Annotated in this window: 13 protein-coding genes and 1 pseudogene; 12 read left to right on the top strand and 2 right to left on the bottom strand. The window is 35.6% G+C overall.

Annotated features, from left to right (window positions below; genetic code table 11):
* Nucleotides 1-1,371: 1,371 nt before the first annotated feature.
* Nucleotides 1,372-1,869 (bottom strand): hypothetical protein, encoded by a 498-nt coding sequence (locus AA0X71_RS22250; RefSeq protein WP_413357473.1) that lies wholly within the window; start codon nucleotides 1,867-1,869, stop codon nucleotides 1,372-1,374.
* A gap of 1,516 nt (nucleotides 1,870-3,385) precedes the next feature.
* Here AA0X71_RS22250 and AA0X71_RS22245 point away from each other — a divergent pair.
* From AA0X71_RS22245 to AA0X71_RS22195, 11 genes and pseudogenes are all read left to right on the top strand, one after another.
* Complete coding sequence (locus AA0X71_RS22245) at nucleotides 3,386-4,027, top strand: recombinase family protein (protein ID WP_413357472.1); 642 nt, start codon at nucleotides 3,386-3,388, stop codon at nucleotides 4,025-4,027.
* Nucleotides 4,028-4,029: 2 nt separating this feature from the next.
* A complete protein-coding gene (locus AA0X71_RS22240; RefSeq protein WP_413357471.1) occupies nucleotides 4,030-5,916 on the top strand; it encodes a DNA methyltransferase in 1,887 nt (628 codons plus the stop codon).
* A 12-nt stretch (nucleotides 5,917-5,928) separates the two neighbouring features.
* The gene (locus AA0X71_RS22235) at nucleotides 5,929-7,581 is read left to right on the top strand and encodes a type III restriction-modification system endonuclease (RefSeq protein WP_413357470.1); all 1,653 of its coding nucleotides are present in this window, start codon (nucleotides 5,929-5,931) and stop codon (nucleotides 7,579-7,581) included.
* A 100-nt stretch (nucleotides 7,582-7,681) separates the two neighbouring features.
* Nucleotides 7,682-8,923: a hypothetical protein gene (locus AA0X71_RS22230; protein ID WP_413357469.1), complete on the top strand. Its 1,242-nt coding sequence runs from the start codon at nucleotides 7,682-7,684 to the stop codon at nucleotides 8,921-8,923.
* Nucleotides 8,924-9,740: 817 nt separating this feature from the next.
* Nucleotides 9,741-10,421 carry an IS21 family transposase gene (gene istA / locus AA0X71_RS22225; protein ID WP_413357468.1) on the top strand — a complete coding sequence of 227 codons (681 nt, stop codon included), beginning with the start codon at nucleotides 9,741-9,743 and terminating at the stop codon, nucleotides 10,419-10,421.
* The gene (locus AA0X71_RS22220) at nucleotides 10,372-11,250 is read left to right on the top strand and encodes a Mu transposase domain-containing protein (protein ID WP_413357467.1); all 879 of its coding nucleotides are present in this window, start codon (nucleotides 10,372-10,374) and stop codon (nucleotides 11,248-11,250) included. Before istA ends, AA0X71_RS22220 begins: the two co-directional genes overlap by 50 nt.
* Before the next feature lie 17 nt (nucleotides 11,251-11,267).
* Nucleotides 11,268-11,990: an IS21-like element helper ATPase IstB gene (gene istB / locus AA0X71_RS22215; RefSeq protein ID WP_413357466.1), complete on the top strand. Its 723-nt coding sequence runs from the start codon at nucleotides 11,268-11,270 to the stop codon at nucleotides 11,988-11,990.
* 890 nt (nucleotides 11,991-12,880) lie between these two features.
* The gene (locus tag AA0X71_RS22210) at nucleotides 12,881-13,999 is read left to right on the top strand and encodes a DNA sulfur modification protein DndB (protein ID WP_413357465.1); all 1,119 of its coding nucleotides are present in this window, start codon (nucleotides 12,881-12,883) and stop codon (nucleotides 13,997-13,999) included.
* On the top strand, nucleotides 13,956-15,020 hold the full coding sequence (locus tag AA0X71_RS22205) for a DNA sulfur modification protein DndB (protein WP_413357464.1): 1,065 nt from the start codon (nucleotides 13,956-13,958) through the stop codon (nucleotides 15,018-15,020). The genes AA0X71_RS22210 and AA0X71_RS22205 overlap by 44 nt, the downstream gene beginning before the upstream one ends.
* 508 nt (nucleotides 15,021-15,528) lie before the next feature.
* Nucleotides 15,529-16,820, top strand: a pseudogene (locus AA0X71_RS22200) (transposase).
* Between the two features lie 208 nt (nucleotides 16,821-17,028).
* Nucleotides 17,029-18,000: a DUF3800 domain-containing protein gene (locus AA0X71_RS22195; protein ID WP_413357463.1), complete on the top strand. Its 972-nt coding sequence runs from the start codon at nucleotides 17,029-17,031 to the stop codon at nucleotides 17,998-18,000.
* A 616-nt stretch (nucleotides 18,001-18,616) separates the two neighbouring features.
* Here the strand turns inward: AA0X71_RS22195 and AA0X71_RS22190 are convergent.
* Nucleotides 18,617-20,017, bottom strand: coding sequence for an alpha/beta fold hydrolase (locus AA0X71_RS22190; RefSeq protein WP_413357462.1), 1,401 nt, complete (start codon nucleotides 20,015-20,017; stop codon nucleotides 18,617-18,619).
* Nucleotides 20,018-20,304: 287 nt separating this feature from the next.
* Between AA0X71_RS22190 and AA0X71_RS22185 the strand changes: the two genes are divergently transcribed.
* Complete coding sequence (locus AA0X71_RS22185; protein WP_413357461.1) at nucleotides 20,305-22,851, top strand: hypothetical protein; 2,547 nt, start codon at nucleotides 20,305-20,307, stop codon at nucleotides 22,849-22,851.
* Nucleotides 22,852-24,048: the final 1,197 nt, after the last annotated feature.

Genomic DNA, 24,048 nt, shown 5'->3' with positions numbered 1-24,048 from the left:
ATATTGATTGGACAGGTCATTTCTGTTTCCTGGTGGTTTAATCGGATGTTTTGAGAATGTATTTCAGTTGTCTTTAAAGCGATCATAAAATTCATGTATTCTCCGCGCGAGCATTCCGGCCATTTCGTTCGGCTCCTAGCACGCCGAAACATATTATTTTTGACCTGTGTGGGCATGCTCGCACAGGTCCGTATTCCAGACCGGCGTACGTACCGATATGTCTTTTGTGTGCGTACGAACGAAGCGTGAGCTTTGTGAAGGCCGCACATGGTTCATGAAATGGTTCTTCTACCGGAACGGAAGCAGCGGTCACGATTGACCGCTGCTGGAGAGGAGGAGAGGGTTTTAAATTAGGAAGCGACGATAGGCGCTTCGAATGAGCAGTCCGGAGCGTAGCGCAGGACCAAGAACAGGGACGCGTAAGCGTTCATGTTCGCAGTAAGGGGGACGGTCAGCTATGCTGACTGACAAATGAGCGAAGCGAGGCTTGTCATACGTCCCCCTTATGCTCTTTCCCCTACACCGCACCGTAATTCCGCCGCGTATCCCAACCAACACTCAAACCATTGCGGCGACTGGCGGGGCGACCTCCCGGGGCGGCATCCGACCCGAGTTCCCGAGGAACCCGGCCACCGATAAACCGCGCCACGAAGGCATTCGCCGAGTTCCATCGGCCAGCCCCCAGGCAAACATGCGTATGACGAGTTCCAGGGCGGTTTCCGGCGCGGTTTCTGCCCCGACAGCGACAGCCAAGGGGCGGAAATTCGGGCCGGGCTAACGGGGCGGGATTTGAGCTCACAGACGCCCAGAGAGCCGTCACGAAAACAGGTAGGGGAAGCTGTCCAATAAATAAGATCTTGATGATAGAAACGCGGACCGAATGGGGAGCGGATCGTCAGGAAAAGCATCTCGGGAGATTGATCCGGCGTCCGACAGCGTGGACGACGCGAGGCGGTTGTATGTCAAAAATAAGACCTTTGTACGCACAAGTGCGAGCTAAAGAAGGCAAGAAAAACCACCGAGCGGAGGAAGGCTCCGCGCTCGTCGGAGAGAGGATTTTCAGGGCTGTTCGAGTGGGAAGGAGGGAGCGGTTATACGACCGAAGGGAGAGACGGCAAGAGGGACCACCGACCGACGCGGGACCCGCTCGGAAAGCCCTTGCTGCCCTTGATTAGACCTGTTTTTGCGTGACATTCGGGGCGGGAAGCCCGGAGCGGTTATACGAGCGGCAGCGAGAGAGCCCACAAAGACCACCGACGGGCGCGGGACCCGCGCCGATGGAACGCACTTGCTCTGCTTTCTCCAGAAAACGCATGATCTGCTGGCAAAAAAAAGAACCGACAATGCCTTAAAAGGCTGTCGGTTCAGGGGTTAGGCGGTTACGGCCAGGCGTTTTTCAACAGATAGCAGGATGGTCTCCTTAGCGTCCTTGAAGTCCTCGTATTCAACGCTTTCCCTTGTCTTGATAGAGAGTAGGTCCTCGCCGAAAAGCCTGCGGAGAACGGGATCTAACGCCTCGTAGATAAACGTTTCAAGGCGACCCTTGTCTTTGGCCACAGCTGGGATGTAGAGCTTCCAGACCAGGCGTCCCTTGATGTTCATGCCCTGCAGGCTCACGCCGTGATACGCCAGGGGTGTGTTCATCGGAAGGGTTGATTCATCAGTATAACAGACGGAATCGTTGTTGTATAAGAACTGGTAATCCTCTGACTGGACAAGGTTTTCGTATGGGTGGCCAGGGGCCAAAACGGGTTGCTCCACGTCCATTTGGAGTCGTTCGATGGCTTCTGCCAGGACGCCCAGCTTCTCCAGACCCTCCATGCTTCTTGTGATATACGCGGTCAATCCAATATATTTATAATCTGCCACAATAATCGCTCCTTTAATTAGGGTTTCGCTTCAGATGTTGGACCGGGTTGCGAGGAGCAACCGTGTTTCATCTCATGTGACATCCCGTACCGCATATCATGCACACACCATGCACGATTATCCGCATATGCCGTGCGACAGTTCACCTGATACTCACAACGTGTCTCACTTCATGCACATACCATACGCACGCCATGCGGTACGACATACGCATGGTACTCATCTCATCCTCCTCCGCATCAAATATCGCACGTCATGTGAAACACGGTACGTACGCCCCTGCTGTCTATGGTCATCGGCATACCATCTCGCACCGCATACGCATGAGATACGCAATGCCATGCGACTCTTTTTTAGGTGCATATGCCGTGCCGAAATCATCCGACATTCCGTCTTACATGAAATGCCCACACCATATGGCACGTCATGCGATTCCGTCTCATCAGCATGACATTCCGCATACGATGCCGATTCGGTGAGCACGACATCCTTCATGCCGAGCAAAAAAGAAAACCCACACCGTGTGGTACGGCATGGGTTATGCGAAAACCTCCACCAATTTGACTGTTATGTAATACCCCTACGTAACATTAAAATATTTCACTATTTTTCCCATTTTGGTCGTTTGAAAACGACCAAAACAAGATAAGAAAGGTAGTGAGCCCCATGTATTTTGTGATGAGCGACATCCATGGCTGCCACGATCAAATGATGGCAGCTGTTCAATGGAGAGTGGGGAGCTCGGGGTACGGGTGAACGGCCAGGGGGGCATCACAGAGATCATTGCCGTTCTCCATTCGTAAATATCGGGGCGATAGGCGGACAACAATCGATGTCCGTTTTTTTTTTCGTGGTCCAAGATGAGGTAGCGTCAGGACTTTGACAATTTACAACGATAAGGGAAGAACCTTGTCTCAATATGGTTTAATCTATTGAGACTTCATAAATTTTATAAATAAACAAGTAGTAATAAGGCCGGGTGTTATTGTCGAGGTGCGGTGAGACACTGGACTTCAAAAGATTCATATCGGCATTTGCAGGCAGCAAGTCTATGATTGCTTCATCGTCTGGATGGCATCTTCGGGTTTCAAATCAGGATAATCACAAAACCATCTATGGACAAGGATTTGAAAATGAACATGGAGGTCAGAAATCGGTAAGTCATAAACATTCCGGCAGTATTTACTGTGAGCGCGAGGTGAGTAATTTTGTCAAGAGGGGCATATAGCTGAAGTGATAGAAATACTCACTTTTATTAACTCCTTAGTATGGTACTAATCTATACCTAAAAAGTAATACATCTAATCACCAAAAGTGCTTAAGAACCGTAAATAAGAACAATAAACAAGTAAGAATATTGCTATTGCATACTACTATCATTGCAATAGCTTTTTGCTGTACATTTAGAAAGTGCTGTTCATTTAAAGTACACTCTATTCATACAGATAGAAGTATTGTATTATAGATATAGAGAAATGTTCAAACAGACTTGTTCATTATATAGGGGTGAGGGGAATTGATTTTTGGGTATGCAAGGGTTAGCTCAAAAACCCAAAATCTATCAAGGCAATTACAAGAGTTAAAAGAGTATGGTTGTGATCGAATCTACGAAGAGAAGCAATCTGGGATGGATTTTGAACGACCAGTTTACAAAGAAATGCGTTCGAAGATGCGGTTTGGTGATGTGTTGGTTGTACATGATTTAAGTAGATTTGGTAGAAATAAACAAGAAATTAGAGATGAATGGAAGGCTATTATTGAAGAAGAAATTGATATTGTTGTACTAAATATGCCAATATTGGATACACGGAAATATAAAGAACTTGAGGGTGTAGGACAGTTAGTTTCTGATCTTGTGCTTACCTTATTATCATGGATGGTAGAAGAGGAAAGAACACGTATTAGGAATGCTCAGAGAGAGGGTATAGAAATTGCAAAGAAACAAGGAAAGTTTCGGGGTGGTAAAAAGAAATATCACAAAGGAGCAACCGGAAGGGATAAAGTAATTTACGATGAAGTAGTAAGATGTTTAAAAGAAAATGTAAGTGTGATGGACATTCACCGAAAAACAGGACTATCAAGAAATACAATCTATTCTATTAAAAATGAAAACAAAACAAAACAATTCATAATTTATAATGGTAATGCGGAGGAATAGTAATGATTAAAGAGACGCTTGATAATAATGAGCATGGAAAGTTAAATGATAAAAAAGTATCAATATTAAAGCAGCACTTTCCTAATTGTTTTACAGGAGGCAAATTTGACCTAGAAAAGTTTAAAAAGGAAGTTAACCAAGATTTAGATTTTTCTAATGAAGGATATGAGTTAAATTTTTTAGGGAAAAATTATGCTAAATATATTGCTGATTCTATTGACACAGAAACTGTCGTGTCTCCTAATGTTAAACATAACAGCAAGGAAATGAACGAGCATTCCGGAAATATATATGTAACTGGTGACAATTTAGATGTATTAAAACATCTAAGAAAATCTTATTCCAATAAAATCAAAATGATATACATAGATCCTCCCTATAATACTGGTGGAGATGATTTTGTTTATAGAGATAACTTTGAATTTACAAGAGAAGATTTAATGGAAGTATTAGATGTTGAAAGTGAAGAAGCAGAACGAATTATAAATATGACCTCATCGAATTCTTCATCACATAGTGCTTGGTTAACATTTATGTACCCTCGTTTGTATATAGCTAGGGAATTATTAACTGAGGATGGTATTATTTTTATATCTAATGATGATAATGAACAAGCCCAGTTAAAAATTCTTTGTGATGATATTTTTGGAGAAGAAAATTTTATAACTCAAATAGTTTGGAAAAATAAATATGGAGCTGGAGCTAAAACTACAGGATTTATTGAGGTACATGAATATATAACATGTTATACCAAGAAAAGTATTACAAATATTACTTCTGAATTAAGTGAAAGTGAGGAAAAAAAATATACTAGGAAAGACAGTAAGTTTAATGAAAGAGGAGGCTATAGAACACAACCTTTAGCGACAAGAAGTCTAGGCGATAGACCAAATTTAGTGTACCCAATTTATTATAAAGATCAGGAGATTTGGCCAAATAAACAATGGGTTTGGTCTAAAGAAAGAATGGAAAATGCAATTAAAGAGGATTTAGTCGAATTTGTTGAGAAAGATGGTAAATTTAGTGTTTACTCTAAAACATACATATATGATGAGAATGGGAATAAAAGACGTGGAAAACCTCTATCATTAATGGATGGACCATATAATCAAGAAGCAACAGCAGATATTAGACAGTTATTTGAAGATAAAACCGTATTTAACTTTTCAAAACCTGAAAAATTAGTGCGTAACCTAATAAGTATGGATTTGAATGATAAAAATGATAAGGATTTTTATGTATTAGACTTCTTCTCTGGTTCAGGTACCACAGCACATGCTGTTATGAAACAAAATGCCGAGGATAAGGGAAATCGAAAGTATATTATGGTTAATATTGATGAGCCAATAAAAAAAGGTTCTGAAGCAGATAAATCAGGTTTTAAAACAATTGATGAAATCGGAAGAGAGCGGATTATTAGAGCAGCAAAATTGATAAAAGCTGAAACTAATGCTGATATAGACTACGGCTTTAAACATTATTATGTTAAGTCTTTAAGTAGAGATACAATTGATAATATAAAGGAATTTAATCCTAATCTTCCCATAGATGATTTAATTGTGGAATTTGATAAGAATACGATATTAACTACTTGGATGAATAAAGATGGGCATAGTTTGAACCCAAAAGCCGAAGAAATAAAACTTGATGATTATATAGGATACTTAACTAACAACTATCTATATTTAGTGGATAAAGGATTTAATCAAAAACACATTGATATATTACTTTCACGAATTATTGAGGATAGAGATTTCAATCCATCAAATATTATTATTTATGGCTATAATTTCAATGAATATCATGTTCTAGAACAGTTGGAATTAAATTTAAAACAATTAAGAAACGAAGAAAAAAATATAGAAGTATCATTAATTAAAAGGTATTGAGGTGAATAGAAATTGAGATTAATTTTAAAAAAAGATTTACCTCATCAAACTGAACCCATACAAAAACTAAATTCAGTTTTCCGTGATGTAAGGATAAACAAGCCAATAAGAAAAATTGAAAATCCGATATTAGATTTAGCAGACCCATATCTTTATGAAAATATAAAAAGACTACAAAATGATCTTCCTTTCCAAATGCAGGGGGTTAGCCAAGTTGACAGTAATTACTTAAATATAGATATTAAAATGGAAACTGGGACAGGAAAAACTTACGTATACACAAAGTCAATATATGAGTTAAACAAATATTATGGATTCAATAAATTTATAATAATCGTACCTTCTCTTGCTATTAAAGCGGGAACCGAAAACTTTATTAATAACCCTAATAATATTAACCATTTTAAGAATGTATGTGGTTATAAAGCAGAAATAAAATTACAAACAATAGAAAGTGTCCAAAGAAAAAAAGGAACTAAAACATATATTCCAACAGCAATAGCAGACTTTGTAGAATCATCAAATTTTGAAAGAAGTACAATTCAAGTAATGTTGATTAATATGCAGCATTTGACTGAAGCAAAAACAGGGTTATTAGTTCGAAATGATTATGATTCTACTATAGCAGGTTACAGCCGTCCTATTGATGCTATTTCTGCTACCAGACCATTTGTAATAATTGATGAACCACATCGTTTTAAAAGAGACAATGTTACTTTTAAATTTATTGAAAATCGAATTAAACCACAAGTAATAGTTCGTTACGGTGCAACTTTTCCGGATAAAAAAAACCTAAAACAGGGTAAAAATAGTTTGGTTATAAAAGATTATCAAAATCTAATATATGATTTAAACATACATAAGTCATTTCAAGATAATCTAATAAAAGGTGTTGCGAAAGAACATGTTGAGAGTCCAACCAAAGAAGAGGAAATAATAAAAGTATTGTCGATGAAAAAAGGAGAATTTGTTCGTTTTCAAAAGCGGTCAATAAATGAAAATGGAAAAGTTACTAAGAGTACTAGAGATTTAAAGGTAAATGATCCTCTTAGTCTGTTATCTCCCAAACTTCATGGTATAACAATAGATGGAATTTTGGCATCAAAAGTATTATTAAGTAATGGGGATGAAAAAGTTAAAGGTGATGAATTTTTTGCTGATGTTTATACATCTTCTTATATAAGAGAATCGATACGTTTAGCATTAAAAAGACACTTTGAAATTGAAAAAGAAAACTTTCATCGTAAATTTAAAATAAAAACCTTAGCTTTATTTTTTATTGATGATATACATTCATATCGTGATAATAATCAAAAAGAGCCGTTTCTAAAAAATATATTTGAAGATGAATTGAAAAATCAGTTAGAAGCAGAAATCAATAAGTGTAGTGAATCAGAAGAAGAGTATAAATATTATTTAGAGTTATCTTTACAAGATATAAAAAGTACTCATGCAGGCTATTTTTCTGAAGATAACATAGCTTCGGATTTAGAAATTGAAAAGGAAGTTAATGCTATATTATTTGATAAGGAAAAATTACTTAGTTTAAATAAGGAAGATGGAACGTATAACACAAGAAGATTTATATTCTCAAAATGGACATTAAGAGAGGGATGGGATAATCCTAATATCTTCACAATTGCAAAATTAAGAATCAAGTGGTAGCGAAGTTAGTAAACTTCAAGAAATTGGAAGAGGACTTAGGCTACCTGTTGATGAAACTGGAAATCGAATTGAAAATGAATTTTTTAGACTAAATTATATAGTGGATTTTACGGAGAAAGATTTTGTTGAGAAGTTAGAAAACGAAATTTACGGTGAGTACTATAACGAAAATAATACATTAACAGAAGAACAAATTGAAAAAGTCTCTACTAATAAGGAAATGAACAGAGATATTCTTATAGCTACATTACTAGAAAAAGGATATATTTCATATTCTTCAGATGGACTAAAAATTAGACAAGAAAAATTAGAAGAATTTATTAAAGAATATCCAGAAATGTTTAATAGGTTGGAACCAGAGAAGGTTAAGGATAATAATAAAGATAAAAAAGATAACAAAGTTAGTATTCGGAAGGATAATTATTGGAAGTTAAGAGATTTGTGGGAGAAAATCAATGAGAAATACTATTTACATTTTAGCTCAATTGATGATGAGATTTTAATTAGTGCAGTATCTAATGTAATTACTGAGGATTTGTTAACAAGGACAGTAAGGAAAACAGAAAGAAGTATATTACAACATGATGGAGAACAACTTAGTTTTCAGGTGATTTTTGACTCAATTACTATTTATGACACAGGGATAGTTAACTATGGAGTATTTTTAAAAGAAGTTTCAAAAGCAACAAATGTACCGCTTTCAATAATACACAAAGGCTTGGTAAGAGCATCTAAAGTAAAAGAAATTGAGAAAACCTTATTTACTTTGGATACAGCTAGGTCCTTTGCAATATATTTTAGGCAACGAATATACTTTGAGCTATTAAAAGTATATTCCTATAGAAAACTTCCAGACACAGTTATTCACCCAACACAACTAACAGACAAAAATGGAAATCCAAGAGAACACGTTCAAACATCGGCATATTTAGGTGTAAATAAATCAAACGATGAACCAATTAAAAACTATCTTTATGATAAAATATTTTATGATTCAGGCATTGAAGAGGAAAATATTAAAACATCAATTGACTTTGTAGAAGTTTTTGCAAAAATACCAAAAAGAACTTTACAGATTCCTTTTATTGATGGTAGCACATATAGTCCTGACTTTATGTATGTATTTACGGATACCAATGGAGATAAAAACTTAAACGCTGTAATTGAGAGTAAAGGAATAACAAAGGCAAGTGATAAAAGGGGAATAGAAACTGAAAAAATTAACTCAGCTAAAATCTTCTTTGAGATACTAAAAAGTGAGGGAATCAAAGTTCATTATAGAGAGCAAACTAGCAATGAAGATATATTAAGTATTATTGAAGAAATTAGAAATAATCAATAGACATATTACCCCTGAATAATTAGATTTTAACTATTCAGGGTCTTTTTTGCCCCTTTACGAAAAATCCGTTGAAATCTCATGAAATACAAACAGAGAAAAACGTTGATTTTAAGCGGTTTATGAACTTCATACAGTATTGAAGAAACTCGTCTATGAAAGAACGTATAAAGTACTATGTTAGGTGAATTAGCAGAGGCGGTACAGAAATTTATTCAATTGCTACTCTTTGACGAAGCCCATAATATGATTAAACAAAACCAGGGTCGTATATTCGGTTGTTATTGTATCGATGTGTGGACAAAAATAGACAAGGTTTTAAGGTAGTCACATAAAGAATAGGATAAAGATAATTGTTCATGTTTTGTTCATGTTTATGTTTAATATTGGTCTTATTTATGTTTAGTGTAAACGAAGGAACGTTGATTTAATGGAGTTTTTAAAGTCCGTTTGTTCATGTTTATATGGTTAATAGATGGGCGGCATGATGTAGGGCTTTTGAGCCTATCATCGGAGGAGTAGTTTAGGCTATTTCTCCCCGCTTTTCAATCCTATTGAGTAGTAGTATGGAATAAATTATTTTCAATAGCAAAAACCGCTTCCTATAAAAAATTTAGGGAGTGGTTTTTTTGTTGCTCAAATTTGCGTTTCAAGATTTTTTAGATGACAGAAGTGTTTAAGAATACAACCCAGATGTAAACGCTAAAATAAAAGTTGACCACTTTAGTACAATTCGCTAATCAAAAAGTTGACCACCCTTAACACCAAATCCCTTATCATTGAGTTTGTCGAGAACTTCATGATTCGGGAGGAAAAAAGGATGTTAAAGATGGCTAATATAGAGCTTATCAGAAAATTGCACTTTAAAGAAGGTCGATCTATTCGGCAATTATCAAAAGATCTTAAACTATCAAGGCAAACCATTCGAAAAGCCTTACAACAGAATGAAATTCCAACCTATCAACGATTAAAGCCGGCTGCTAATCCGGTCATCGATCCCGTTAAATCAATTATTATCCAGTGGTTAACGGACGATGAAATAGCCCCCTTAAAACAGCGTCATAGTGCTGCTCAAATCCACAGACGCTTGGTGAAAGAATATGGCTTTCAAGGTGGGGAATCCACTGTACGCCGTTTTGTGCGCCAATATAAGCAGCTCAAAGAAGCTCCTAATTCCTCTATACCGTTGGAATTCGATCCCGGTGAATTTGCCCAATTTGATTGGGGAGAAGTCATCATCATTCTGAATGGGGTTGAAACGAAAGTAATGCTTTTTTGTATGAGACTTTTATATAGCCGAAAGATATTTGTAAGAGTGTTTCCACATCAACGCCAAGAAGCCTTATTTCAAGGACACGCAGATGCCTTTGATTATTTGGGTGGTGTGCCGAAAACGATTATCTATGACAATATGAAAACAGCGGTAAAGAAGGTTTTAGAAGGTACCAAGCGTGAAGAACAGGAGGCCTTTATCCAGTTTCGGTCACACTATCTCTTTTGATGCCCAATTTTGCGCACCCGCAAAAGGAAATGAAAAAGGACAAGTAGAGAAACTGGTTCAAACAGCGCGAGCTCAATTTTTAGTTCCCGTTCCACAGGTAAGTGACATACAGGAACTCAACCAATATCTTATAGAACAATGTGATGCCTATGAAGAAACCTATGTTCCAAAAACAAAAGAAAAGGTGGGTGAACGATTTTTACTAGAGAAGCAACAGCTACTGCCGATTATCGGTACCCATCCTTGCGCAAGGATGGTAAAAGCTTCTGTCAACAGCCTCTCTCTTGTGAACTTTGAAACAAACGCCTACTCGGTACCTACTAGGTATGCTGGTCGAAAAGATGCACAAATAGATGCTTATGTAAATCACATTGAAATAAGGATTGACGGAAACTGTGTAGCCAAACACGAGCGTTCATACGAAAAGCTTCAAGAAATTTTTGAAGTGGATCATTATTTGGATGAGCTGGAGAGAAAACCAAGGGCTATCCAGCATGCACGCCCAGTTCGAAGAGCTAATCTTCCACCAAGTTATCAAGAATTTTATAAGAGAAGTCTTTCGAAGTATGGGCATGGAAAAGAGTTTATTAAACTATTAAAACTCCATCGTGAATTCACAATAGAGATGGTAGAACGTGCAGTAGAAAGTTGTGTAAAAGAGCAGCTTTATACGGCTGATAGCGTAAAGCACTATCTTTACCTTATGACACAACCAGAAGCAACTAAACCGGCCCCAATAAAATACGAAATGGCGCAGTCCGTTACCGTCAAGGCTCCTTCATTTAGCCCGTACGATCAACTATTACAGAAAGGGAGGTATATTCACTGAATACACACCGTTATCAAATGGATGAATATCTAAAAAGGCTACGATTGCCGGCTATTCGTGAACAGGTTGACGCTTATTTGCGGGAAGCAAATGAGCAACAAATCACCTATGAAGAATTTCTCTTTCACTTATTATCGATTGAAGTAGCTGAGCGAGAAATCAAAAAGAAAGAGTCAGCCAGAAAAAAAGCGCAATTCCCGGTATATAAGGACCTCCTCACTTTTCAATTTGAGGAGGCCCCCCACGTACCAAAAAGACGCATTCTAGACATCTTTCAAGGCGAATACATTCAGCAGAAAAGGAATGTCATTTTTATTGGTAACTCAGGAACGGGAAAGTCGCATTTATCAATTGCATTGGGGGAAGAAGCTATTGATCAAGGCTATACTGTCAAATATTATACGGCTGCCCGCCTATCCAATGAACTGATGGAAGCTCAAGACGAAAAAAGGCTCCTCCAGCTAGAGAAGCAATGGTTGGCAGCCGATATCACGATTATCGATGAACTTGGCTATATCCCCTATCACCAGCGAGCAGCTGAATTACTATTTCAATTTTTCTCTGCGCGTTATGAAAGGGGGAGTATGATCATCACGAGCAATCGTGAATTTAGTAAATGGGTAGAAGTTTTTCACGATGAACAGATGACCGCCGCCTTGTTGGATCGAGTGACTCACAAGGCTCACATCATTCCCATGAATGGAGAGAGTTATCGCCTCAAAGAGACCTATTCGAAGTAACAAGAGGGTGGTCAACTTTTACATGAGCGACATGGTCAACTTTTGGGTTGACATTTACACCAGAAAAACATAAGAAATTATCAAACACTGTTTGGGGAATTTGTGAATTATTGTATTGAACATGAGGTGGTTAATGTAGAGGACATGACCTACAGTCATGTGCGACAGTATCTTTTAGTGTGACAAAAAAAGGAAATCAAGCAGAGAGGATTAATACAAAGCTTTTAAGAATACGGGCATTTTTAAACTATATGGTCGAATGTGAAGTTATCAAAAGTAATCCCGTCAATAAGGAAAAATGCAAAAAAAAAGATGTAAAAATTGATGTTTTCAGTGATGAACAGATTTACCATATGTTAAGCTTCTACAGGCGAATTAAACAGCAAGATAAAAGTTATGTTGCCTATCGGGAAATTAAAAGGATTGAAACACTAATTTAAATGGGCAGATGAGGAAGTATATCAAGAGAGCAAGTAAGGATTGTAGTAGAGTTAGAATGGCTTAGCAGGCTGAAAAGAGAAATTGAACAGAGTTTGGAGTCAAGGAACAATACAAGCAGCGTGTGCAGGAGATTCTTGATGTAATCTAACTAAGAGAAGAATTATCTTGAATAATTTAATGATGGCAAACGGTATCGAAAAATTAAGATTGGCTTTTATATACGAATTTTAAAATGAAATAGAGGGTTGAAATTTAATTAAATTACATTATTTAACAGTGTGTTTAGTATAAATATATAATAGTAATCCTCTTTAAAAGTTTAAGTTACAAATGTAATAAATTTAAACAATAAAATATAAATTTAGAATATTTTAATTTTTTTGTATTATTAAATATGTATTATATAATATAATATATTTATACAAATCAAATTGTAAGGTGGGTGTGGTATGGATTTATCCAATTTAATGGGAAAATCGAATTTTTTAGTATTAAAGGCTTTAAAAGGTTATCAATTTGATAAAGAAATACTATCGATGCAGTGTATAGCTAGTCAGATAATAAAATTTATTCAAGTCGATAGAAGTGTACAACGCGATATTATCGATCAGCATGTCGCTGAAATTCAACAGTATATCCAATACGGGGTTGATGGTCATCCTATCTATTTCCCACCATTAATTTTATCAGCTCGTGGGAAGGGAAATTATGACAATGAAAATCAAGAATATCATCTAGATTTTGACGAAAAACTAATTTTACTAGATGGTCAGCATCGGATGAAGGCTTTTGAAATGGTAATTAAACGTTTGGAAATTCGAGATGATATGGACAGTAAAAGAAAACTAGATTTTGTAAGGAAATTTCCTTTAACACTGCAAATTTTTACAAATATATCAACTGATGAGGAAAAACAATTGTTTACCGATGTAAATACAAAGTCATCTAAAGTAAATAATACTCTTTTAATAATGTATAAAAACCAAAATTTGTGTGGGGAATTAGTAAAAGAAGTAATTGAAAATCATCCGACTGTTTCGCCAAATTTATTTGAAGTTAGGGCAAAATACACTAAGACGAAATTTATGACAGCTGCTACCCTTTATAATATAGTGGTTACTTTAAATGAAGGCTTGATACATACGGAAATGCTGAAATCAAAAATTACATCTAATGATTATGAAGAATACAAATCAAGAACTATCGACTTTTTAAAATTACTTTACAGATTTGCACCAATTAGTAAGTTTAATAGATCGGAATATATAATTTATATACCAAAAGTTTTATCCGGCATTGCGTATTTTACTGCAAAGACTTTAGAAAAATATCCAAATTGGAATATGGAGGATGTGTTTACTAGAGTCATAAGAAATATAAACTGGTCGCATAATAATTTAGATTTTAAGGATTTAGGTATGCCATATAACGAAAATACACATAGGTATAATGTATCTAGTGGAGTCCGTGCAATAAAAATAATTGCTGAGTATCTTAATAAAAAATTAGAAGAAGGTGAAAAGAATGAGCTTCGTGACTTTAAAAGGGTCCATCTATCCTCTAGATAGTACTAATTCTAAAGGTATAATGACCACCCAAATTAAAATTAAGGATTTACTAACAGTCTATCGAATAGATTCAACAGTAAATAGAGATATTAACCATGTGAGATTGCCTAAAATTATGAATTATGTAAATAGTTATGATTCCTATCCTGGTATTTTTTTCCCCTCTATAATGTGCGTTTATTCTGGGAATCCAATACAAGATTTTAATGTAAACCGCTTAGAATTAGTAGTACCTGAAGAAAGCCATTTAATTGTAATAGATGGTCAGCATAGAATAAAAAGTCTAGAAAGCTTTATTAATAGTAAAAAAATTGCCGCTGAACGCAAAGAAAAAGTTTTAAATAGTGATTTAACATTACAATTATATTTTGGTCTATCTCAAGATGATATGAAAAATTTATTTGCAGATATTAATTCAAACTCTGTCAAAGTTTCTATGTCTTTAGTAACTGCTTATGATACTAGAGAGGTCTTAAATATTTTGGTTCAAGAGTTGTATGAAGTATCAAGTTCTTTACAATCGCTCGGTATAGAATTTAGTAAAAGTAAACTTATGCGACCAAAGAATATAAACTTCATTACAAGTGTACGTCTAAAAAAATTTATCTCATTATTACTATTTAATAAAAAACAATTGAGCTTGAAAGAAGAGAAACATATTAAAAATCACTATGATCAAATTCTTAGCTTTCTAGAGAGATTTTTTTATTTTTTCACTTCATTCTTACCTAATAACCCAGGTGATGTTTTAAAATATGTTCTTGGCCATGAGGCAGTCCAAAATGCATTAGCAATATCCCTCCATAAACAAATAATAGATTACTCCGATGAGTTGAACTGGGCAATGGACTGGGAAGATAAAATTGAAAATATTATTAATATAGATTGGTCTGTGAATAATTCCGAATGGAACTCTTTACTTATCAAAGCAAGAGCAAATACTGCATCAGAATTTTATAGCATTGATATTAAAGATGAAAAAAATGTTACTGATAGAATACAATACCTTTTGAATCATTAATTTTGAATATCCAAAGTAATCCTAGATCTCTAAAATATTATGTTCCTTCTGGGAGTTCATCAACACAAAGCCAAATGAATCCAAAAAGGACAAACATAGAAGCTCCGACCAGTTTGTTCTATAAACTGACAGCCATAGAAATAGCGATCTAACCCTAACCATAAAGATTTTTCATCGATGGAACTCGCTTTAATAACCTGTGAATACGAAAAATATGAGCATTCAGTATGATAAAGATATGATATAAAATTTCCCTCAGCATCTTTACTAAGTGACTCAACTTTCGCACAAAGAAAATGAACGCTACTCGTTGGCTGTATTGAATTTAGGTTATATCAATTATGGTAGTTGACACCTTTTTAAAATGAAAAAACACCGCATTCTTTGGTATAGTGTAATTGACTAGAAAACACTACCATACAGAAGAGGTGCTCCCTATATGATAGACTGAAATAGCCGACATAATCAACTACCAAATGAACTTAACTCTGTTTTTTCTGAGCTTGAAATGAATAAGCATTTACGCCAAGCCGGGATTAAAAAATCCTTCGGTTTTAGTTGCTCTTACTTATTTCAACTTGTTTTCTTTCTGATTTTCCAACACAAAAATTGGTTTACTCTTCTTGATTCAAAGAAGGCAGATCAATTTCCAGCTAAGGATGCTGTTTACCGTTTTTTAAATCAGTCAACGTTTAATTGGCGCCGGTTTTTATTACTTTTGAGTTCCTTTACGATTCAAAAGGTTATACGTCTTACAAATAAAAAACGGCTAAAAGTGTTTATTATCGATGATTCCGCCTATGACTGAAATCGAAGTAAAAAGGTTGAATTACTAGCACGCTGCTTTGACCATGCTTCCCTTAAAATGCGTTTCTATAAGGGCTTTCGTATGTTGACTTTGGGCTGGTCTGACGGCTACACATTTATGCCAATTGATTTTTCTCTAGTCAGTTCTAAGAAGTCTCAAATTAATGGAATCAATGAACATATTGATAAACATACCTGTGGCTATAAGCGTCGAGAAACGCCATACAAACAGAGCCTGAACAAATCCCTGACATGATCAAATGTGCGTTAGCTAGTGGAATAGAAGCAAGTTATGTCCTAATGGATTCTTGGTTTACATTGCCTCCACTTGTCAAAGCTATTGTGGATCAGGGATTAGACGTAATTGGTATGGTCAAAGAAACAAAACAGCACTATAACGTAAACGGTAAAATGGTTTCCGTAAAGCAGCTTTATCGCTTGGCTGGGCCTGTTCAATCAAAGAAAGGAATTCTTCGTTCCATCCATACGACTATGGCTAATGGAACACCAATTAAAGTTGTATTTATTCAAAACAGAAACAAGAAAAGCGACTGGCTTGCCATCCTCAGCACAGATTGCACTCTTTCAGAACAGGAAGCCGTCCGAATCTATGGAATGCGCTGGGATATCGAGGTATTCTTTAAGACGGCCAAATCTCTTTTAAAAATTGAAAAGGAGTTCCAAAGCCGGTCTTATGATGCGCTTATTTGCCATACAACTATTGTGTTTACTCGTTATATCGTACTGTCATGGCAGCATCGTTGTAATACCGATCAACGCACAATAGGTGGCCTGTTTTACGAATTATGCGATGAAGTAAATGAACTTGATTGGGCTGTAGCATTACAGCAGTTAATCGATCTTCTTCAAGACGTACTAAAACAAACGAATAAGAAAATCAAAAAGTTAATTCAAAGTCAACTCGAACAGTGGATCACTGGCCTTCCTAGTTATATCAAGGTTTATTTACCGATTTCACTCTGCGAAAGTTGAGTTAGTGATAAGAGCTAAGTAATATACTTTTACGATATAAATATATTTGAAAAAATGGTCAAAAATAAAAGACCACTCCTGTCAAAACGGTGACTGGGTGGTCTTTCTAAAAAAACTCCCTATCAAAACGGTGATTGGAAGTAATACATGCTATACTATATGTAAATTATAAACAAATATTCATTTATAGTCAAGAAGGTGATGTCTTTTGAAATATAATATCTTTTTTGATGAATCCAATAAATTAGATGCGACCAAAAAATACTCTTATTACGGTGCATATGGAGCCGAGCAAACTAAGTGTGATAGTATAGTAGCGGATATTAATAAAATTTTACGAATGTCTGGTAAGAAGAGTGAATATCACTTTACTGAATATAATAATGATAAGGATCTCGCACCCTATATTTATTGTTTACATCATTTCATAAAAACAAACTTTCAAATTAACATTTTTGTTGTAGATAATGATATTGCACTGAATTTTGCTAGAAATGCTAATATTTCAGTTACGGAATTACGTAATTTGTTTTATGTTAAGATTCCTGAAAGGCTTTTTTATGGATTAACTAGAGGACTTTCAAATGATTATAGAACAGTTGAGATTGTAGTGGACAACAGCCCAGAGTATGGAAAAATGAGGGTATATTCCAAGCTTAAACAGCAAATGAATGCACATGCCATATATCGTGGAATGCAATATTATGTTAACAAAGCTTGGTATAAAGATTCTCATAAATCAATTCCTCTCCAAATAGTTGATTTATTTATGGGAATTGTCGTGTTCCTAATGGAAAAATCATACCTGAATATTGATGATGATAAACCAATAATTAAAAGTGATCTTATTTATCGTTTTCTAATGGAAGGAAATAATATTGATTTATTCCAGAAACAAATCAATATTTTTAAGTGGGACGGACAAAAGGATATTATTCATGAAGTCAATATTTCGGAGTATTTATCACAATTTGTGGCATTTAAAACGCAGTTTGATATTAATGAAATGACAAAAATAATGAATATCAGAAATCTTGATGATACGACCAAAGATATAAGAATAAGAATGGGCTATACAAATAATCAATTAAGATTGTTACTTGGATATCTTGATCAACTTAGTGGCAAAGGAAGAAACACATTTATTATGCAAAATTATAATAAAATGTTTAAATTTTAAAAGTGAAACCTTAAAACTTGCTAACATTTTGCTAACGTCTTCCCACGAAAAACGGTAAATCCCCGTTAAAGATGTTACAGCCAAAAACATCCAAAACGTTGATTTACCGCACTTTCCGCACTCAACGTTAACAATCTCACACTCTAGAATACTGTGGGCGGCATGATGTAATCAGTGCCCCGAATCCCAGATTTATTTTTAAAAGAGACTTCTCTAGGGCTTTCTAATCCTAAAGAAGTTTCTTTTTGTTTTGAAAATTCGATAGCAGTAAGGGAGAGGGGATTAATTTATATTCCCCAATTAGCGTCCCCCCCACTGTTTCAAATTTTTTGAAATAGTGGGGGGAGGCGCTAAGAACTTACGGTCCTTGTTCTTAATAGAAATATATTCTAAATATCATCTACACTCAAATGTAAAGTTAACTAAAGCCGATGTAAAGAAACAAAAATATGTGCGTCACACAACATAGGAATCACCAACTCTGCGTTTTTTCGATTGAGGACGCAAAGGGCACTGTGTTAGCTAGAATGTTCATAAATCATAAACCAAGCTAAAGAATATGACTGTGATGTCATTGTGTTTGGAACCTTGGTGAAATGAGAGCGCGGAAACCACCTCAAATTAATTGCTTTTCCATCCATCCATTCAAGTGACTTAACTGTGCATCGATTTCATTACGCAACGACACTGCCCAATCATCGTAGTTGTCCACTAATATAGTTACGGGCATAAAGGGTGGTAACTTCTTGCACAACTTGTATCGAATTGTAGGGTCTTTTTCGAGATATGCTTGACGGACAATGGCAACAAAGTCGACTAAATCACATTTGATTTTGTATTGTATTGAAACAGTTCCTTGCTGAGACAATAATCCATTTATAGAACCTATTGGATGCCGTAGCAATTTTGCCAAATAATGAAGACACACTTTCAAATTAGCTTTTGCTTTGTCCTGAGCAAGGTGGGGAAAAAGCTCATCACACAATATATCGCGTGTCGTTACCGGGTGAAAGGCTAAATAGGTAAGAAGTCTCTTGGCATGGCGTTGATTCCAACCGGATTCAATTGGAATCGAGTCAATTTCGACACTGAACCTGTTTAATAGATGAATGTCAAGGATGGGAACTCTTCGCGATTCTATTTGCTCTTCTGGCTGAAATACCATTTGTATAAACTGTTGTGATTCTTTTCGGGACAAGTTATCAACATTTATCCGTGTTGCAAATAACTTGATCCATTCCGCTACTAGTTCAGGTTGCTCTATAAATAGAAGAAACGACGCATTAGGTACGGTTATAAGCGTGCTGTTTTGCAATAGAAAAGAACTTGCATTAAGAAATGAATTCGGACTTGTCATATTCAATTCGCCTGTTAATAGAAGGACCGGACACGATAGATCTGCAAGTTCTAGAAGCAGTGCTGGATTAGATGTTAGCTCAACCATGTTAGAAAAATGTCCTTCTGGGTAGCCTAGCAATACTTGGAAATAATGTTTGAGATCTGAATTCTCCGGACCAAGTGTCGTATATCCCTTTAACAGTTCTTCATACTGCTGAAGAAAGCGGGGATGCCCGGCTTCCATCGTTTGTTTCATATGTGGAAATACGTGCCCAGCTAAATGAGAGTGCGCATTATTTTTCGACATATACGGAAGTGACATGAGTGTAAGGGCTTTGACATAATCGGGATACGCGCGGGCGAATTTCACAGCTACATGTGTTCCATATCCAAATGCGACTATATGGACTTCTGATAGCTCCAACCTTGTAATGAGTCTATTTAAATCCTCACACAAAACGTCCCATGTTATCTGCCCCTCTTCATAATGACTATGTCCATGCCCTCGAATATCGTACTGTACAATGGAGAAATCTGTAACAAGATATTCAATAAAACGCCCCCAGCATGAGGAATCAAGTGCGAGTCCGTGAATGAGCAAAAGTACTTCCTTACTCCCCCTCCTATTATCCATCCACTCGTAATACATGTTATGACCATTTACTAGTTCTAAAGGCATGTTTTCTCCTCCTGTTTACATAGTCGTAACATTCTATTTCGACAATAATGTGTATTTTCCTTGTTTTTGTTACCGTTTTGTTACCGCATACTAGTTATAATGAACTAGCGATAGAAGAATTTAAATACAATGAAACAGAAAGGAAACCCTAGCCACACGTTTTTACATTTCCGTGGTGAGATTAAGACTGGAGATGTTTTATTGTAAACTAATGCTCGTATAGCCAACGAAAATAGTCAATTTTTATCATGTATAAATAGATTTTTTAATACTTTAAGGAGGCAGGTATGAAAAAGTATATTTTAATAGGTTCTTTCATTGTGCTAATGATTATCATTGTAATGACATCAAATGGATTTTTTTCATCTAAAGAAGAGGCCAATGGTTCAGTTGAAGAAGTTGGAGAATTGGAAGGTACTAGTTCAGAACAGTTAATTGAAAATGAAGAAACTGAGATGGATAGTAATGATAACATTACATTAAATGTTATTAATGGGGAAGTCCTTATTATAAGAGATGAAAAAGAAACAATTGAAACAAATGAAATACAAATATATCCAGGCGATATAATCAAGACGAAAGAAGATTCTGTAGCTAAGGGTGAATTGAATTCACAAGAAATGTTTATGATTGGTGAGAATTCATCTATAGAAATGACTAAAATTATGGACGACAAAAAAGGTGTTTATATTGAAATGAATCAACATTTCGGGGTTGTATATCATATGGGGGAACACGATGAGTATTTTGTGAATATTAATGATTTTCAATATCAGCCAATAGGTACACATTTTTTAATTTCTGTTGATCAAGAAACAGGGGAGACTAGTCTGTTTGTGGCTTCTGGCATCGTGAGGGCATCTTCTATTCCAACACCGGATAGATTTACAAATGTGTTGCCATCCCAGCAATTGAGAGTACCTGCTGAAGACCGTAGTGATACACATCCCGGGGCTATTTCAACTGGGGACCTTGTAATGGATTTGGATCATTCTATTTTAGCGAGTTTTATAGAGAATAAAGTGAAGATTGATGAAGAAAATGAAAGATTATTGGAATTATTAAATAGTAACCAATCTTTAAGAGAAGAATATGGATTAACTAAGGCTGAAGATTTTGATAGCTTAGAAGAAAACACAAACATGTTGCATGAATATATTCTTAATCAATCTATTGTAAGAGGAAATATTACTTCAGAAGAAGTCGGATTATTAGTGGATCAGTTTAATAGTCCGATAGAAGATGAGCGGAGTCGTATTGACATGAATAGAGACAGTGCGCTACATCAGCTAGTATTGGAGAATCAGCTCTCTGATAGGCAACGGGTAAGGATGGATGAGGAAAGACTGAGAGAACAGCAGAAAGAACAACAGAGACAACTTATAGAGCAAATCCGACAAAAAGAAGAACAGCAAAGAGAAGAAAATCGCTTAGCACAGGAACGAGCTGCTCAGGAGGCTGAGAAAAGATATTTAGAACAATTAAGCGAAGAAGAGAGATTAAGAAATCAGGAACGAAATCAGGAGAGAGAAAGAGAGAGACCGTCACAACCTGAAATAGTTAGACCTATGCCACAACCACCACGACCTGAAATAGAGAGTCCCTCGAATGAACGAGAGGAAGAAGAGCGTCAGAGAGAAGAGGAGAAAGCTAGGTTAATGCAGAAGATAGAGGAATACTTAGAAACATTGTCTTTTTATTCCCTTAATTTATCAGAAGGAGTAAAAAATATTGATTTAACTGATTTATATGCCATAGATAAGAGGCTTGAAGCAACCGTTCAATCGGACGATTTAGAGGTTGCAACTGTAAGTATGGTAGATTCGCAATTACAAGTTACTCCTATTCGCCCTGGTGAAACTAAATTACTATTTAAAGTTAGACTAGAAAATGATGAGATGGTTAAAGAGATTAATATCAAAGTTGTTATGAGTATTCCATCGGAAACTGCTGATTCAGTTGATTTTATTGATACTAATCCTTTATATAATGAAATAGTTCCTAAAGTAATGATTACAAAAGCAGAAGATGAAACTTATTTGACTGAATATGTGCTATTCTGGGCAGATGAACAAAGGCAGAAACTTGGTGAACCAATTGCGATTCTAGAAAAGACTGGTAAGGACATTCATTATAATTTTCCAGAGGGTATAGAAATACCTAATGAAGCCAAAGGGATTCTAGTTTTTTCTAAAAATGATTTTGGTTTATCTCATGTTTCTGTGTTTACTCCTATCAACGATTATCAAGCGTATTCAATGGGTAGGAAAGTGAATAATCGCCAAGTGATCGAGAATGACTATTCTGGTGTGGAGTTATATGGAATTTTCATTGATCCGTTTGGAGAAGATGTTGATTTTAATAGTGAAATGTATCGCATTGAAGCAATAAGTAGTGATGAATCGGTGATAGTTGAAAGTATGGATGGCTGGGTTGAGATTCTAGGGAAACACCCTGGTGAAGCTACCATCACATTGAATCTTTACTATGCTGAAGGTGAAGAATTGTTAGCTTCTACGACATTTAATGTTACAGTAAGGGAATTTATTCTACCTAAATATGGACCTTCCTTCATCGAGTATACTGTTGATAATGATGAAATTACGTTCAGAATTGGAAAAGTGAAGGATGAATCAGATATTCTTGGATACTCCGTGTATTGGTCAAATCATGATAATGAAAGATTAGCCATGTTTACTGGTTTCGGTGTAATGGCTTCCGATATGCAGTTCACCCTGTCACGTGACTCTATTTATTCAACAAAAGTTCTTGTTGTAACATATAACGAGATGGGGGAATCTGAGGAGTTTGTTTATGTCGATATAGTATTCTAATATGTAATAATATGTAATTCTGAATTTGAGTGATTTTAGTGAAGATCAAAATCATGAGGATATTAATTTTAGATATGCAAGAGTTTTCCATCTATGGGGCTCTCTATTCTCACATTCATTCAACAGTAACAATCGTAAGTTAAATAAGAAAGATCTATGTAAAAACTAAAAAATAATTTGTTGCACAGTACAACGATACTATTCCATAGATAATGATAACAAAACCTCTTGACGTTTCTAGACTGTAGATTCGTTAATGGTAAGTTGTAAATCACAGGGGCGTAAATAGGCTAGCAAATTGCTAACGCAATCTAGTGAAAAATAGTAAAATCAAGTGAAGTATAATGCAGTAAGAATTTAACAAAATCTAGTAATATCGCACTCTAAGCATACAGAGATAAATATATTACACACTCTCATTTTAGGGGAGGCATCATGTAATGACCGCTCGAATCCTTGATATATAAGCGTTCACGAGCAATTTGCTAACAAAATGTTAAATGTTAACATCAGATATATAAAAAAAGGCTTTTCATTAGTTGATTAAACTTTTGAGAAGCCTTTTTCTTTTGCTGACGTTAGAGGTGATGCATATTAATTATACTCAATTATGATCTATTCCATGATCTACTTTTATTGCCACTTCTAATTAAAATCAAATCCGTAATGGCTAATCAACTTACTATTTCTATTTTAGACAGCTTTTGATTACAGCCATTGAAATGTACCATTCAATAAGAATCAGTTTTCCTAAAACGGGAACAAACTGTGGAGTAACTCTTGTGTTTCGTAGTTGACTATTACTGCGCAATAAATAACTTCAGCTATGGAAGAATGTGTATTCAAGAAGAGTGAACAAAAAAAGAAAATCCACCACTATTTTTGAAAAAAGCATTTCAAAAACTATTGAAGAGCAGTGAGTTTTTTTTGGTTTGAATAGCTATGCGAATTTTATTCATAAAAAAGTTAGAAGTATAATACATCAGAACCTTAGAGCCATTATATAATTGTTATAGCTAATGTCATGAGAAACTTTATCTCAAATTGAGCGATTGAGTATAACAATATAACGACAACTGCATTAGTAAGTTTATTGCTCAACATGGAAAATGTGTCTTAACAGGTATAGACTGGGTGACCATGATTGGCACTGCCATCATATAGAACTATATCATCTCTCAAGAGATGACAAGTATT

Source organism: Robertmurraya phoenicis (genome assembly GCF_047302285.1).
Taxonomy (GTDB): Bacteria; Bacillota; Bacilli; order Bacillales; family Cytobacillaceae; genus Robertmurraya.
Note: the sequence above shows the minus strand (reverse complement) of the source record. Positions and strands in the feature narration are given on the sequence as shown.

What these genes read in the sequence shown, in the direction of transcription:
- istA (WP_413357468.1), top strand. Translation starts at nt 9,741, where the DNA reads ATGTTAAAGATGGCTAATATAGAGCTTATCAGAAAATTGCACTTTAAA.
- AA0X71_RS22240 (WP_413357471.1), top strand. Translation starts at nt 4,030, where the DNA reads ATGATTAAAGAGACGCTTGATAATAATGAGCATGGAAAGTTAAATGAT.
- istB (WP_413357466.1), top strand. Translation starts at nt 11,268, where the DNA reads ATGGATGAATATCTAAAAAGGCTACGATTGCCGGCTATTCGTGAACAG.
- AA0X71_RS22185 (WP_413357461.1), top strand. Translation starts at nt 20,305, where the DNA reads ATGAAAAAGTATATTTTAATAGGTTCTTTCATTGTGCTAATGATTATC.
- AA0X71_RS22205 (WP_413357464.1), top strand. Translation starts at nt 13,956, where the DNA reads ATGAGCTTCGTGACTTTAAAAGGGTCCATCTATCCTCTAGATAGTACT.
- AA0X71_RS22210 (WP_413357465.1), top strand. Translation starts at nt 12,881, where the DNA reads ATGGATTTATCCAATTTAATGGGAAAATCGAATTTTTTAGTATTAAAG.
- AA0X71_RS22190 (WP_413357462.1), bottom strand. Translation starts at nt 20,017, where the DNA reads ATGCCTTTAGAACTAGTAAATGGTCATAACATGTATTACGAGTGGATG.